Origin of the sequence: Bacillus sp. FSL W8-1127 (assembly GCF_038006725.1) — a bacterium.
In the GTDB taxonomy this organism is placed as follows: Bacteria; Bacillota; Bacilli; order Bacillales; family DSM-4216; genus Bacillus_O; species Bacillus_O smithii.
Genome location: NZ_JBBOVU010000001.1, coordinates 2,033,863 through 2,048,318 on the forward strand (window position 1 = coordinate 2,033,863; position 14,456 = coordinate 2,048,318).

At 41.0% G+C, this 14,456-nt stretch carries 14 protein-coding genes and 2 pseudogenes; 4 read left to right on the forward strand and 12 right to left on the reverse strand.

The features are described from left to right. Positions 1-75: 75 nt before the first annotated feature. The 8 genes and pseudogenes from NST12_RS09580 to NST12_RS09615 form a co-directional block, all read right to left on the reverse strand. Entirely contained in the window at positions 76-306 is a 231-nt protein-coding gene (locus tag NST12_RS09580; RefSeq protein WP_003355060.1) for an excisionase family DNA-binding protein, read from the reverse strand. Between the two features lie 74 nt (positions 307-380). Continuing rightward, positions 381-1,130 carry a TerC family protein gene (locus NST12_RS09585; RefSeq protein WP_048623522.1) on the reverse strand — a complete coding sequence of 250 codons (750 nt, stop codon included), beginning with the start codon at positions 1,128-1,130 and terminating at the stop codon, positions 381-383. A gap of 178 nt (positions 1,131-1,308) precedes the next feature. Beyond that, entirely contained in the window at positions 1,309-1,746 is a 438-nt protein-coding gene (locus NST12_RS09590) for a BrxA/BrxB family bacilliredoxin (protein WP_003355062.1), read from the reverse strand. Next, positions 1,743-2,884: pseudogene (locus NST12_RS09595) on the reverse strand (conserved virulence factor C family protein). The gene NST12_RS09590 and the pseudogene NST12_RS09595 overlap by 4 nt, the downstream one beginning before the upstream one ends. A gap of 86 nt (positions 2,885-2,970) precedes the next feature. Then, positions 2,971-4,845: an ABC-F family ATP-binding cassette domain-containing protein gene (locus NST12_RS09600; protein ID WP_341030488.1), complete on the reverse strand. Its 1,875-nt coding sequence runs from the start codon at positions 4,843-4,845 to the stop codon at positions 2,971-2,973. 379 nt (positions 4,846-5,224) lie between these two features. Beyond that, positions 5,225-5,710, reverse strand: coding sequence for a hypothetical protein (locus tag NST12_RS09605; RefSeq protein WP_003355065.1), 486 nt, complete (start codon positions 5,708-5,710; stop codon positions 5,225-5,227). 57 nt (positions 5,711-5,767) lie between these two features. Beyond that, positions 5,768-7,456: a formate--tetrahydrofolate ligase gene (locus NST12_RS09610; protein WP_003355066.1), complete on the reverse strand. Its 1,689-nt coding sequence runs from the start codon at positions 7,454-7,456 to the stop codon at positions 5,768-5,770. A 59-nt stretch (positions 7,457-7,515) separates the two neighbouring features. Next, positions 7,516-8,196, reverse strand: a complete 681-nt coding sequence (locus NST12_RS09615; RefSeq protein ID WP_327805275.1) for a class I SAM-dependent methyltransferase — start codon at positions 8,194-8,196, stop codon at positions 7,516-7,518. A 129-nt stretch (positions 8,197-8,325) separates the two neighbouring features. Here NST12_RS09615 and NST12_RS09620 point away from each other — a divergent pair, with 129 nt between their 5' ends. Beyond that, positions 8,326-8,544 (forward strand): DUF3892 domain-containing protein, encoded by a 219-nt coding sequence (locus NST12_RS09620; RefSeq protein ID WP_341029845.1) that lies wholly within the window; start codon positions 8,326-8,328, stop codon positions 8,542-8,544. A gap of 85 nt (positions 8,545-8,629) precedes the next feature. Here NST12_RS09620 and mntR read toward each other — a convergent pair whose 3' ends face one another. Next, positions 8,630-9,055 carry a transcriptional regulator MntR gene (mntR, locus tag NST12_RS09625; protein ID WP_048623526.1) on the reverse strand — a complete coding sequence of 142 codons (426 nt, stop codon included), beginning with the start codon at positions 9,053-9,055 and terminating at the stop codon, positions 8,630-8,632. 289 nt (positions 9,056-9,344) lie between these two features. Between mntR and cspD the strand changes: the two genes are divergently transcribed. Beyond that, a complete protein-coding gene (gene cspD / locus NST12_RS09630; RefSeq protein WP_003355070.1) occupies positions 9,345-9,545 on the forward strand; it encodes a cold-shock protein CspD in 201 nt (66 codons plus the stop codon). Positions 9,546-10,393: 848 nt separating this feature from the next. Here the strand turns inward: cspD and NST12_RS09635 are convergent. Further along, positions 10,394-10,567, reverse strand: coding sequence for a zinc-finger domain-containing protein (locus NST12_RS09635; protein WP_081473103.1), 174 nt, complete (start codon positions 10,565-10,567; stop codon positions 10,394-10,396). A 40-nt stretch (positions 10,568-10,607) separates the two neighbouring features. Then, positions 10,608-11,261, reverse strand: a pseudogene (locus NST12_RS09640) (reverse transcriptase-like protein). Between the two features lie 461 nt (positions 11,262-11,722). On the opposite strand from NST12_RS09640, the gene NST12_RS09645 reads away from it, so the two are divergent. Then, on the forward strand, positions 11,723-12,640 hold the full coding sequence (locus tag NST12_RS09645) for a DMT family transporter (protein WP_244878001.1): 918 nt from the start codon (positions 11,723-11,725) through the stop codon (positions 12,638-12,640). Positions 12,641-13,216: 576 nt separating this feature from the next. Further along, complete coding sequence (gene sspL, locus NST12_RS09650) at positions 13,217-13,354, forward strand: small, acid-soluble spore protein L (RefSeq protein ID WP_003355074.1); 138 nt, start codon at positions 13,217-13,219, stop codon at positions 13,352-13,354. Between the two features lie 88 nt (positions 13,355-13,442). Here the strand turns inward: sspL and NST12_RS09655 are convergent, their stop codons facing one another. Then, the gene (locus NST12_RS09655; protein ID WP_328201094.1) at positions 13,443-14,354 is read right to left on the reverse strand and encodes a 5'-3' exonuclease; all 912 of its coding nucleotides are present in this window, start codon (positions 14,352-14,354) and stop codon (positions 13,443-13,445) included. Between the last annotated feature and the right edge of the window lie 102 nt (positions 14,355-14,456).

Genomic DNA, 14,456 nt, shown 5'->3' on the forward strand with positions numbered 1-14,456 from the left:
AAGCCAACTTCTTGAACCTTTTCCATATTATGATGATTTCCCCTATTCTTTTCTAGTTCACCGCGCGTCCATCACCTAATCTTCATCTTTGACATCCAAGTCTTCCGGAATCGGTTCATTGTACCATTCTTCCAACTGTTTTTTTAATTTTTCCATTTGTTCTAAATGAGTATTGAATTGATCTTTATAAATTAAATACTGTTCTCCGTCAAAAACAGCGCGGATTTTATTATGAAGTATCAAGCTTTCAATATACTTTTCCGGCAATGATAAATAATCCGCTGTTTCTTTTATCGTTAAATACATCCTTTCGCCTCTTTCTATCAATCTCTCTAATGCACCCATTCTGTACCACACTGACAAAAGGGTATTTCGTTCCATCATTTCTTTCTTAATATATGGGTTGCAAAGGTCAATATAAAACATAGGAGTATAAATGCGAAGAAATAAACATGCTCAATTTCAATATGGAAAACACTTAAGAGCATTTTTATGGATATAAAAACAATGATGACGTAAGCGGTAGTTTCCAGTTCTGGAATACGATCAATGAGCCGCAAAAACAACCCGGCGACTCCTCTCATCATCAGAACTCCCAACATTCCGCCAATCAACAGGACCCATACTTTTTCACTGATTCCGAAAGCTGCCAAGATGCTGTCAACAGAAAAAGCCGCATCCATCATCTCCACGGCCGCTACTGTACCCCAAAATGGCCCGAACAACTTGATTAATAAGCCATTTTTCTTGATCCCGGTAACCTCTTGATCCACTTTTTCGCCCATACTCTTATCGACAAAGTAATGGATAGACAACCAGGCAAGATAAAGTGCTCCAAGTACTTTAATCCACCATAGCTTAATTAAATAAACACCGATCCCAATGGCAATAAATCTTAAAAGATATGCACCAATCAGTCCGTAAAACAGCGCTTTTCTTCTTTGGGCACCGGGAAGATGGCGAACCATCACCGCTAATACTAAAGCGTTGTCGGAAGAGAGAAGCCCCTCTAAAACAACGAGAGTACCGATCAGTCCCCAGCTTACGGGATCCGTTAACACTTCCATCCACATGTCCCATTCAAAAAATTGTGCATAAGTCTTTGTGATGTCTTGAATTATCTCTGACATGAAGAGCCTCCTGTAATAAACAATGATGGGTTAGGATGTTTTCATCCCTATCATCTATTGCGTTCATTTGATTTTTCCGTAATAAAAAAATTCACTCACCTATATTCTAATCGGAAAAGACAAATATCCTGAAAGGTTAGTAAGTGAAAAAGGATGCCTATTCGACATCCTTTCTCCATTAATCGCAAAACTGATGAAGGGCATTCGTTAAATTGGTAACGATGTCTTCAACCTCATGGTATTCGATATCTTCCCTCGGAATAAAGTGAACAACTTCTTTGCCTTTTAATATGGCCATGGACGGCGATGAAGGCTCATAGCCTGTAAAATATTCCCGCATTTTGGCCGTAGCTTCCCGATCTTGTCCAGCAAAAACCGTCACCAAATGATCCGGCTTTTTCTCTGATTCTGCGATCGCCTTAACGGCTGCAGGACGAGCAAGCCCCGCAGCGCAGCCGCACATAGAATTGACAAATACTAGTGTCGTTCCTTCTGCTTGGTCCATGAAATGAACGACTTCTTCCGGTGTGATCAACTCTTGAAAACCGGCGTCCACCAATTCCTGTCTCATCGGCTTCACTAATTGTTTCATATATTCTTCATAAGCATTCGTCATTTCTTTTCCTCCGATTTTTCATTTTTTCGGGCTTCGGTCATTTGTTTCCAAACAGAACCTTTTCCCTCTTGTCCACCTTCTATTCGTTCGATTGCCATTTTAATCTGCATTTGCACTTCAAACTCCGGATCATTTTCCGCCGCTTTTAATGCCGGAAGGGCCGTTTCATCTCCGACTTCATATAAATACATGGCGGCACGCCATCGGACGATTTTGCTTTTATCCTTCAGAGCTTCACACATTGCAGGGATTGCTTCTTTAAATCCAAGGTCGGATAAACAATCTCCTGCTGTTCGGCGAACGGCCACCACCGGATCTTTTAACGCTTTATACAAAAGCGGCAATACTTTTTTATCTTTGATCATGCCTACATAGACCACTGCAAGTCTGCGAATGGCTACTTTATCATCGTTCATCGCTTTTTCAAGCAAGGGCAAATCGTCCAATGTAGGATCTTCCATTCGTTCCAACAGCTGATACCGCTTCCGCCAGTCCGATTCATCCAACATCTCGGGTGTCAACTTGACCCGTTCTGGCTTATACTCACTTTGACGTTCTCCTTGTCGGGCGCGATCAACGAGCGCATCCAGCCTTTCCCGGGTGTAAAGTGCGGTGATTTCTTCTATCATACTTTTTCCAATTTCATCCATATCCCATACCGAACACCGTAATCTTTCCAAGTACGCTGCAGAACAAAATTGTCGCCATCTTGCTGAGCAGCTTCAAAAGCTTTAAGGAATTCCTGAGGCAGTCCAAATCGTTTTTCTTCTTGACCGTCATTTAATTTAATCTGCAATGGAATACCTTTAAACATTTGAACCGATACTTTTACTTCCCCAAAATGTTCATTGGCCGTTCTCTTTTCGGGCTTGGTTTCCACTTCTTCGCCAAATACGCGTCGTACTTTCGGCAAAATTTCTTGCCAATCATATTTTCCATTTCGTTCCACTGCCAAGAAATCTGCCACGTGATAAACGCCTTTTACCCCATCTATCTTTAATATGTCAGCGATGACTGGGGGCGCATCACTACTTTGCTCTTTCTTGTAATTATGGCTTTTCCCCGAGGGAAGTTCCTCATCCAATATAATTTTCATTGTATTAGGGCTAGGCGTAGGTTCTATTGCCACAATTTTCAAGTTTCTTCCTCCCCTCATCGAACCGGAAAATTCGTAACAATGCCATTGTATCATAAACGAGAGACAACCAATGAATGATTTGTCTATTAGGCTAATTCCGAAAGATAGCTCCACCGTTCAATCAAAAATTCGAGCTGTTCGTTTAATTGATTTAGTTCCTCCATGATCGACTGTGCCTTTTCAAAATCGCTTCCGGTTGTTTCTAGTTGTTGTTGCAACTCTTTGATCTTGTTTTCTGTATCCTCAATTTTGTCTTCAATTTCCTCCCATTCTTTTTTTTCTAAATACGTCATTCTTTTCTTTTCGGATTTTGCTGCTTTAGGTTTACGTTCCTCTTTCAACGGTGGAGAAGGTTTTTTCGCTGCCTCCTGCTCGTTCAAATAGTCACTGTAAGATCCGTAATAGTGACGTATGTTCCCCTCTCCTTCAAAAACGAGCAGCTCTTTGGCCGTTTTATCCAAAAAATAGCGATCATGGGAGACCGTTATGACCACGCCGGGAAAATCCTCCAAATAATCTTCCAACACCGTTAAAGTTTCCGTATCAAGATCATTCGTTGGTTCGTCTAAAAACAGCACATTGGGCTGTGACATTAACAGTTTTAATAAATAAAGCCGCCGCTTCTCGCCTCCGGACAGCTTTCGAATCGGCGTTCCATGCGTGTTCATCGGAAAAAGAAATCTTTCCAGCATTTGGGCGGCTGAAATGCGTTCACCGCTTTTTGTTTCAATCACTTCTGCTTCTTCTCGAACATAAGCGATGATCCGCTTATTTTCATCCATGTCGGTACGCTCTTGTGTGTAAAAAGCGATTTTAACGGTTGATCCAGTCACCAATTCTCCTTCATCCAAAGGAATTTTCCCAGCCAAAATATTTAAGAAGGTAGATTTGCCGCTCCCGTTTCGTCCGACAATCCCGATGCGGTCATGCGGCTTCACAATCCAATCAAAATTTTTCAATATGACCTTGTCGCCGAAAGCTTTAGAAGCATGTTTTAATTCAAACACTTGTTTCCCGAGGCGGCTTCCTTTCAATTGAATATCGAGCTGCTCTTTTTTGACGCGATTTTCCACTTTTTCTTCGAGCTTTTCAAAGCGTTCAATCCGTGCCTTTTGTTTTGTGGATCGTGCTTTAGCCCCTCGTTTTATCCACGCCAATTCTCTTCTGTACAAATTGCGGCGTTTTTTCTCCAGAGATTCTTCCTGTTCTTCACGCACCGCTTTCGCTTCCAGATAATCTTGGTAATTTCCTTTATAAAGAAAAATGTTTCCGTTTGCCAATTCAAACATTCGATTGGCAGTCGCATCGAGAAAATAGCGATCATGTGTAACAAAGAAAACAGATTTCGGATATTTGTTCAAAAAATCTTGAAGCCATTGAATCGTTTCAAAATCAAGATGGTTCGTTGGTTCGTCCAAGATCAGCAAATCAGGTGTTTCAATCAATACTTGCGCCAGGGCAACCCGTTTCTTTTGCCCTCCGGACAAAGTAGCAATTTTTTGATCAAAATGATCGATCCCCAACTTCGTTAAAATCGTTTTGGCATTCATGTTTGCTTCCCAAGCGTTCAGTGCATCCATCTTTTTTTGTAGTTCAAACAATTTTTCCGTTAATTCCATCTTTTGCGGATATTTTTCTAGCAGCGACACGGTTGCTTCATATTCTTTTAAGAGACGGATCACCTCGGCTTCACTTTGGAAAATTTGATCTAAAACGGTTCGATCTCCTATTAGTTCCGGTTCTTGAGGAAGATACGCAATAGAATAATCATTCGGTGCGGATATCTCCCCTTCATCCGCAACGTCCTTTCCTGCGACAATTTTCAATAACGTCGATTTTCCTGTGCCGTTCACCCCGATTAACCCGATCCGTTCTTTTTCACCGATGGTAAATGAAATATCTTGAAACAATACTTTATCCCCATATGATTTAGACAAATGTTCAACGGATAAAATTTTCATATTCAACGTACAGGAGCCCTCCACAGCGAAAGGGGAGGGTTGGCAGAAGCGTTCGCCAAATTTTCTCCTATACTTCCTCCTTTCATCTGAACGTAACGATAGCCTTTAAGAAAATGATTCTATCGTTTGCGACAATCCCCAATTTGGCGGCGAGGAATGCTCCGGCCTGTAAACAGAAACCATTTATATGAAACGTAAAAAACAAACATTTTTGCCGCTATTCTTTGAAATGACAGAATCCTTTCACGGAAAAGAACGATTATACATGCAGTAATCCGTCCGGTTGAACGACTTTCTTGATGAATAAACACGAGTGAATGATTCTCAATGGACATTTTAATCAAATTTCGAAATCCAAAAGGAATCCATTGTCGTGATATCAATCTTGAAGAGTCGCAACAAAAAATTCGATCAGTTGTTGCAAATCGTCCATCATGTCTTCCGTAATTAATCGTTCAAAACGGACCACTAATTCACACGATTTTCCCGACAAAGAAGAATCAATGTTTCTTGTTTCGAACATTCTTGGTTGTCCCCATGCTGCTTTCCATTTACGGATTCTTTCTTTCGTCACGTCTTGCTCACTTCCGGAATAAACCACTTCAAGGAATGCTCCGCGTTGTTCGGCAGCCCCGTTGGCAAGCAATTCAGCGGACAACTGTTCCAAACGGGCATAAAGTCGGAAGGTGGCAAGAATATTCGAGCGCTCCTTTAATGAAAAGGAAAGCGAATATTTTCTCGAAAGCCGAGCTAAGTCTATAATATCATTTCTCTCTTTTATGGAGATGACTCCATTTAAATCCAAATCATAGAACAATCCTTCCGCCACTACTTTCATATTGTCAAAAGCCGTTGGATCAAACATGCCCTCACCTCTTTTTCACGCAAACAGTAAAAGAAAGAACCCAATAGGCTCTTTCTGTTAAAATAAACCGATCGCTCTTCCTTGTTCATCGACATCCATTTGATTGGCAGCAGGATGTTTGGGAAGGCCGGGCATGGTCAACACGTCTCCTGTCAGCGCGACGATAAAACCAGCACCTAATTTTGGCAGCAGCTCCCGTACGTGGATGACAAAGTCTCTTGGACGACCTAATTTTTCAGGATCATCCGATAAAGAGTATTGAGTTTTAGCCATGCAAATCGGCAAACCACTCCAACCATTCTCTTCAAACTCTTTCAATTGTTTGCGAGCTTTTGCCGAAAACTCAACCCCTTTTCCGCCATAAATCGATTGAACAATGGCCAAGATTTTTTCTTCCAAGCTTTGTTCAAGGGAGTACAGAGGACGGAAAGAATGATTGGACTGCTCGATCACTTTTAACACTTTTTCCGCCAAATCCAAGCCTCCTTTTCCGCCTTTTTCCCACACTTCCGTTAAGGCCACAGGGATTTGTTTTTCGGCACACCATTGAAAAAGTTCATTGATTTCGTTTTCCGTATCCGTTATAAACCGATTCACCGCTACGACAAGAGGCAGGTCAAATTGCTGGATGGATTCAATATGTTTTTGCAAATTCGCGATGCCTTTTCTTAAAGCGGACAGGTTTTCTTGATTTAATTCGCTTTTTCCTTGTCCGCCGTGCATTTTCAAGGCACGGATTGTCGCGACAATCACGACGGCATCCGGTTGAAATCCGGCAGCGCGCGTTTTGATATTGAGAAATTTTTCAGCTCCCAAATCAGCACCAAATCCTGCTTCTGTCACGACCACGTCCGCAAGTTTCAACGCAGCTTTTGTGGCCATTACACTATTGCAGCCGTGGGCAATATTGGCGAAAGGACCGCCATGAACCAGCGCAGGTGTATGCTCGATCGTTTGGACTAAGTTCGGCTTCAGAGCATCTTTTAACAATAGGGTAAGGGCCCCTTCAGCCCCAAGATCGCCAGCGGTTACGGGCTCTTTATCGTAATTGTAGGCGACTACCATTTGCGACAGCCTTCTTTTTAAATCCTGTAAATCGGTCGCGAGACAAAGGACCGCCATGATTTCAGAAGCAACGGTAATGTCAAAGCCATCTTCGCGCGGCACTCCCTGTGAAGGACCGCCTAATCCAACCACGATTTTTCTTAGCGCACGGTCGTTCAAATCCAATGATCGTTTCCAAACAATCCGTCTTGGGTCGATTCTCAACTCATTTCCTTGATGAATATGATTATCTAATAGAGCGGCCAAGGCATTATTCGCTGTCGTAATGGCATGGATGTCCCCGGTAAAATGCAAGTTAATATCTTCCATTGGCATGACTTGGGCATATCCCCCGCCTGCCGCTCCACCTTTTATTCCCATCGTCGGACCTAGCGAAGGTTCCCTCAACGCAATCATCGTTTTCTTGCCTAATTGCGAGAGAGCGTCTCCCAAGCCAACAGTGACCGTCGATTTCCCTTCACCCGCAGGAGTCGGATTAATGGAAGTAACGAGAATCAGTTTTCCGTTTGGTTTTGTATTCAATCGCTTTAACGTTTCATAGGACAACTTCGCTTTATATTTCCCATAAAATTCTAAATCTTCTTCTTCCAAACCAATCGATTTCGCGACTTCTTTTATCGGCTTGAGCTCCGCCTCTTGGGCGATCTCGATATCGGTCTTTACTTTCGTATGTATACCCATTTTTCTTTCCCCCATTGTGAATGAAAGTCTGTCATTTCAAAGGCCTTTGGCAAAGGTGCTCAATTCACCTTCTGCAGCAAAAAGACAGTCATAAAAGAAATCGCCTGTTTTAATGGGTCGGGGAGAGTGGATAATATGGTTCTGTCCGTTTCCCTTTTCGGAACATGGAGTTCCTTTAATGTTATAAAACCATGCTCAGATGCTAATTTGCTAAATTCCCATGGCATCATTGTATTCATCATCACTTTTTCCCCCAACAATCTAGGGTATGCATTTTCCCTCGGACCGGCGGTTGGGCCCAAAATCCCTATACAGGCGATTCCTTTCGGTATTAAAATCCTTCCTATTTCACGTATTACGTCCAAAGGAGACTCCGTCCATTCAATAGAATTGATCGCCAGCACCCCGTCCTGTGAGTGATCGGGAATCGGCACATTTGAAAGATCTCCAACTAAAAATCGGACGTTCGGATGCTGATAAGACTTTGCGATGCTGATCATTTGTTCAGAAAGATCAATACCCGTCACCAGATAACCGGCTTCAGCCAATTTTAATGCGGCATAACCGTCGCCACACCCTAAATCGCAAATCTTTTTTCCAATTGGCAAAGCGCTTTGTAAAAATGGCAATATTTCTTTTCGGCTGCCTTTTTCCCACATATTCTTACTTCTAGCATGCCAATTTTGCGCATTCTGATTCCATTGATCCTTCGCATAGTCCGTCCACTCGTTTGATTTCAAAAGAACCACCGCCTGTTTTTACCATAATCATAATCGAACGGTGTATTCGAAACAATAAAAATTTATTAGTAAAAATCCGTTTCCAAGGACATGATAGACAATAGATTCTACAAAGAAAGAGGGGTAACAATGGAATATATTGTTGCTGTCCAAAGAAACTCTACAGGAGGCATAATTAGTGTTCAGACCTCCAAAGGAAGGATCATTTCCTACCAAAAAGCCTTGATAGAAGCAGAAGCTGGGATGTTGGGCGGCACCGAAATCCAATGGAACAAAGACGGTAACCGAATTTTATTGAATAAAATGTCCGAGGACATCTACTTTTCTGATTTCCCTTCCATTTATTAAAGGACGGTTTTTCCTAATTTTTCTTATGTTGAAACCGATAGGTGCTGCATAAAAAAACTTCCCGGGTCCATACTCAGGAAGCGCTTTACATTTCTTCTTCATTTTTCATCTGAATCATGCGAAGCGATTCAATCCGTTCGGGAGTTTCTTCAAAAAATTGCAGCAAATCGGCAATGCGGTTAATGGAGTCCCAACTCAAATGGTGCTCAATTCCTTCCACATCGTTATAAATATTCTCTTCTTTTACACCAATCGTTCTTAAAAACGATTCCAACAGATCATGACGATCGACAAGCCTCTTCCCGATTTTTTTCCCTTTTGGAGTAAGGACAAGACCTCGATATTTCTCATATACCAAATATTCATCTTTATCTAACTTCTGAACCATTTTGGTCACAGAAGATGGGTGCACAGACAAAGCTTCGGCGATATCCGAAACCCTTGCATACCCTTTATTTTCAATTAACAAGTAAATTTGTTCTATGTAATCCTCCATGCTCGGCGTTGGCATGTTCTACCTCCAATTCTTCCGATAAGGAAAGTGTACTACCAATTGAATATTATCATAAGAATGAACAAAAATAAAAATATATCATTGAATTCTTTCTTTGAGAAGAGAAATTTTTCTAAAAGGCCTGTTCTTATCTTGACTTCTCTCTTCTTATGTTGTATATTGGTGTTATCAATTAACAGAATATGTTCCGCCTTTCAAACTATAGGAAGCCGTGAAGTATTTTGTTATTTGATAAATATTTTGATTGAGCACGATGTGCTTGGAAAGTTTAGGAGGATTTAATAATATGCAAAACGGTAAAGTAAAATGGTTTAACAATGAAAAAGGCTATGGGTTTATTGAAGTTGAAGGCGGAGACGACGTATTCGTTCATTTCACAGCTATTCAAGGTGACGGTTACAAATCACTTGAAGAAGGTCAAGCAGTTTCTTTCGAAATCGTTGAAGGTAACCGCGGACCACAAGCTGCTAATGTTGTAAAACTTTAATTTCGCGATTTTGGTTTCTTTTTGACCATTGTGAATATGAAAAGCTGGCGGTTTTCCGCCAGCTTTTTTTGATGTGCGCCCGGCATGTACATGAACTATAGGGTGTAAGTCCCGAACCCCGAAGACAGAAGTAGAGGTTAGCCAAGAGCAAGGGTGTCCGTGGTGACGCGGAATCTGAAGGAAGCTGGAGGCAAAACACCGGTCCGAGGAACACGAACCTCATATAAGGCTAGGTATGATTGAGTGAGTTTGCATAACAAAACAAAGCTCTTTCTGTCGAAGGTCATATCGAGTAAATGAGGCGGATAGATGGTGTGAAAGTGCATGTACTTACCCGGGGAGGTCTGGCGGATATGTGAAGTACTCTTCATAACCTACTTAGTGATAAGTAGCTGAACCGTCAGAAGTCAGCAGAGGTCATAGTATTAGTTGGTCTAGAACAACTAAGAAGGACCGAACAATTAAGAGAGAATAGCCCTTGGTATTCAGTGAGTCATGATGAACACAGAAAACGTAGTACCTCACTTGAGGGAGGAAGCGGTGAATCCCGTGGGAGACCTCTTGGAGGGTGGAGTGACCACTGGCATAAAGAGAACAGCTATTCACGGAAGTTATAAAGACTTGCGTCAATTATCTTAATTGAACCGCCGTATACGGAACCGTACGTACGGTGGTGTGAGAGGACGGGAGTTAATCGCTCCCTCCTACTCGATTCTTGAAAGAATGAATGAAACATCTTCAAGATTGCGATTCGATTACTGCGATTTACTGATGAACGGATTCAACATGGAAAAACAGAAACGAAATTCTTCGCATGCGGACAGCTCCTCAACATCTTTCTCTCCATCTTAAAGTCGCCGTCCGTATTCTTTAAGTTTTTCTCCTACTGTACATTCACGAATACAAAATCGGTGAGCCCTTGTTTTCCCATATTCTTTTCGCAACGTGGATTTCACTAAACATCCTCGACAATATGTTTGTAGTAATTCATCCACCTCTTCCAACAACTGTTTCCTATCCAATTGAGTCAACACCCTTCGTACTGAACGATTTTATTTATCATCATAATTTCGAATGACTGTTTATTGTAATTCCTTTCAGCGCTTGGCTCGCTAATTTGTCCGCTTCTTTATTTTGCTTTCTATCCACCTCTTTGTAAAGAGGCTTTATTTGCAGTTCGTTGATTTTCGCTTCAATCCTGTCCAGCCATTTATTTAGATTTTCTTCAAAGCACGGCCACTCCCCGGACAGCTGTTTTAATACCCCTAATGAATCGCCGGAAATGGTGCATACCGTATTTTTGACCCCTAGTTCTTCCAGCATTTGCATGGCTTGATATAAAGCTGCATATTCCGCTTCATTATTGGATTCTAGTTCATCTAGCTTATGGTTGGCTCTTATCCTGTAGGGCACCCCACTTTTTGTGTAATAAATAACGATACCAGTGCCTGCTGTAAATGTGTTACGGTCAAATCCTCCGTCAAAATACACCGTGATATCAACCGGCTCTTCCTCCAGCTTTTCGTTTAATTTTATATATTCTTTTTTGGACCACTAATTTTGCAACTCGTCGATGACAACTACTTGCTTCAATCTTCCGGTCTTTTCTAAATCTTGGATCAGCGGCAGAACTTTTTCTTTCTCCATCCAGTCTGATTCAAACCATATTTCCTGGATTTTCTTTTGGCTGTATAGCCATTTTATTTTCATTTTCATCTTGTTCACCTGTTCCTATCTTTGCACATGTCTTTTTGTTTAGTATAATGAATTTTATGATCATTTTATAAAGTGAAACTTTCATCAATGGAGATCGTTCCCATTGATGGTTAGTCGAACTGATCAAAAGCATTCTCGCCGTTCTGTTGGAGAGACTGCTTCTTTTTCTTTATACAACCAACTTACATATTTATATATTTTCCTATTGTTTAAAAATGTTTCAAGGGACTTTCCGTTTTAATGATGATTGCACATTTCAATCTGATTTTCCATTTGTTTTATTTTATGTCAGATTCGATTTCTTAGCATTCTTTCTGGCAGCGGAAATCAAAAAATGTCATCGCTTTTGAGTTTGTTTGAGCACTTGAATGTTCGATTGAGCTGATTTTAAAGAACGAATTCCTTGAGAATTGATTTCACCACTTTCGTATACGTGTATTTCTTGCCGGAGGTTCCGTTTCATGAAAGGAGACAGTATGATGAAATGGCTTTCTGATATTTCATTATTCATAGTTGCACTTGTATGGGGCTCAACATTTGTGATGATTCAAAACGCAATTGACTTTTTGCCGCCACTCTTCTTTAATGGTGTAAGGTTTGGTTTGGCCGGGCTTGTCATGTTTCTCATTGTCGTGCTTCGAAAAGATCAAAAAACCTTTTCTTTCAATGCGATCGGCTATGGAAGTGTACTTGGATTATGCTTGTTTATTGGATATGCTTTTCAAACGGTCGGGCTATTGTACACCACTGTTGCCAAATCGAGTTTTATCACTGGATTGTATGTTGTTTTTGTTCAGTTTTTGGCTTTCGTTCTTTTGAAAATAAAACCTTCTTTTTCTGCCATCGTAGGCTCGTTTACAGCGGCTTTAGGTCTTTATTTACTTACTTCGGCAGGTGATGGAGGTAGCTGGAATAAAGGGGATGTTCTCAGTTTATTTTGCGCCATTGCGTTCGCATTTCATATCGTATTGACAGGAAAATTTACCCATAAAGCTTCCGTGCTGATGTTAACGACCGTCCAATTTTTCACCGTATCCATTCTTAGTTTCATTGGATCCTTCCTGTTGGAGAATTGGCAAACAACTTTTCAACTTTCTGTTCTTATAAAACCTTCTGTTTTTTATCCGTTACTGATGACTTCCTTGTTGGCAACGGACGCTGCTTTTTTTATTCAAACATACGCCCAAAAATATACGTCCCCGCCAAAGGTGGCTTTCATCTTGTCAATGGAACCTGTATTTGGAGTCCTGACCGCCTATTTTTGGATCGGTGAACGGCTGTCATGGTCAGGAGTGACCGGTTCTTTATTGATTTTTCTAAGTATGGTGATATCAGAAGTGCCTATTTTTCAGTATTTTTTCCGGAAAAAGGCCGGTTAAATAAACCAAAAGAAAGAAGCTAATCTTTGGCAATCACTTAATCCAATCGGAAAGCAATCATTTTCTTAGACTTCTAGAAATGAATAGAGAAAAGAACTTTCACGAAACTGTTGAAAAGGAACAACAGTCAAATCAAATCTCTTCGTTTGTCCTTTTGGGAGTTCATGTGCGACAAAACACCAGTTTCATAACTTTTAATAATAAGAAACATCCCTCCCAAGTGTATAAGTTTTCAAACAACAAAAAATGGTTTCCTACCATTCTATCAGGTTGAAAATCCTGTACAGGTTATTCCAACAGGATTAGATCGAGATTGAACTTGAGATAACGAGAGAGTCTACTCAAATAGACTCCTATTGCATTCCTTCGCATCCAGATGAACATTTCAGAACCATTTATGCGATTAAGAGGCTGTAGTGAAAAAAAGACGTTTCTGCTCGTCGTATCTTGATAAGTATAAAAAATCATCAACACTCCGTTTCCCCTATTCACTGGCCTGCTTTTCTTTTCAGATAGAGCGGCTGCTTTGCATAAAATGAACTCCCTCCAGAGAAAGTAAAGATGGAGGTGACCATCATGAGCAAAAACAGAAACCGAGGAAGAGGAACAAAAGCACCAGGCGTTAATCCGCAAGGCTATGGCCAAGATGCCGATTTTACTCCCGATCCTAAAAGCCGATTGGAAAATGCAGCCAAAAAATCGAATAAAAAATAGCCAATGACTGTTTTAATTTAAATACTTTTACGAAAAAGCGCTTCTTTCGATTTACTGTTAAAAAAAGGCGGTGGGCAACATATTTTGCTCACCGCTCATTGGATAACAGTTTGGCCGATTGACTTTGATTCCATCGTAATAAAAGTGGTTTTAACGTTTTGAATTCATACTGTTCGATACACTCCATAATAGAATCGAGAAACGGCTCCCAACGCGCCTGTTCCTTATTCCAGTTAATTGGAGCATCACAATGGATGGTTGCTAATTTCCGCGAAAGGAAAAGCATATCTAAATCTTCTTCTATTTTCTTTTTCTGAGAAGGCGACAGCAAAGAAAGATTTTCAAGGATTCCTTCGATAGAACCAAATTGTTGTATTAATTTCAGTGCCGTTTTTTCTCCAATGCCTTTCACACCCGGGTAGCCGTCGCTCGGATCTCCCATCAATGCTTTGACATCTATAAACTGTTGGGGCGTCACACCGTATTCTTCATAGAATCTTTCGTATGTGTAAAATGCATAGTTTCCATACCCTTTTTTCAGAAGCATGACATCGATATGTTCATCCAGCAATTGCAGCAAATCTCTGTCTCCGCTTAAGATCGTGACTTTTTTGGGGTGTTCCCTTTTAGCGATGGTTCCAATGCAATCATCTGCTTCGAAACCTTCCACTCCAATATTCGGAAGTTGAAAAAAATCAGTCGCTTTCTTCGCCAGGTCAAATTGAGGAATCAACTCAACCGGCGGTGCCTCACGGTTGCTTTTATAATCAGGAAAAAGGTCGTTTCGAAATGTATTACCACCCATGTCCCAACATACCGCGATATGCGTCGGCTGAATCTTCTCTACCGCTGTCAGCAAATGCTTTATGTATCCTTGCACGCCATTAGTCGGCATCCCTTTCGAATTGATCATAAATTGTCCCGTCACAGCCGTTGCGTAAAAAGACCGAAACAAAAGCGCCATTCCGTCTACGATTAAAAGATGTTCATTCTCTTTCATTCCGTCACCCCATTGTTGAATATGAACTTCCTTTCATACTACCATAATTCATTGATTCTAGAAAGAATTCCATTTTCCATGATAAAGAACAATGGCCTTGTC

Coding starts and splice junctions, on each gene's coding strand:
- NST12_RS09600 (WP_341030488.1), bottom strand. CDS start 4,845: ATGAAAATTTTATCCGTTGAACATTTGTCTAAATCATATGGGGATAAA.
- sspL (WP_003355074.1), top strand. CDS start 13,217: ATGAGCAAAAACAGAAACCGAGGAAGAGGAACAAAAGCACCAGGCGTT.
- mntR (WP_048623526.1), bottom strand. CDS start 9,055: ATGCCAACGCCGAGCATGGAGGATTACATAGAACAAATTTACTTGTTA.
- NST12_RS09590 (WP_003355062.1), bottom strand. CDS start 1,746: ATGACGAATGCTTATGAAGAATATATGAAACAATTAGTGAAGCCGATG.
- NST12_RS09645 (WP_244878001.1), top strand. CDS start 11,723: ATGAAAGGAGACAGTATGATGAAATGGCTTTCTGATATTTCATTATTC.
- NST12_RS09610 (WP_003355066.1), bottom strand. CDS start 7,456: ATGGGTATACATACGAAAGTAAAGACCGATATCGAGATCGCCCAAGAG.
- NST12_RS09580 (WP_003355060.1), bottom strand. CDS start 306: ATGTATTTAACGATAAAAGAAACAGCGGATTATTTATCATTGCCGGAA.
- cspD (WP_003355070.1), top strand. CDS start 9,345: ATGCAAAACGGTAAAGTAAAATGGTTTAACAATGAAAAAGGCTATGGG.
- NST12_RS09655 (WP_328201094.1), bottom strand. CDS start 14,354: ATGAAAGAGAATGAACATCTTTTAATCGTAGACGGAATGGCGCTTTTG.
- NST12_RS09620 (WP_341029845.1), top strand. CDS start 8,326: ATGGAATATATTGTTGCTGTCCAAAGAAACTCTACAGGAGGCATAATT.
- NST12_RS09585 (WP_048623522.1), bottom strand. CDS start 1,130: ATGTCAGAGATAATTCAAGACATCACAAAGACTTATGCACAATTTTTT.
- NST12_RS09605 (WP_003355065.1), bottom strand. CDS start 5,710: ATGTTTGATCCAACGGCTTTTGACAATATGAAAGTAGTGGCGGAAGGA.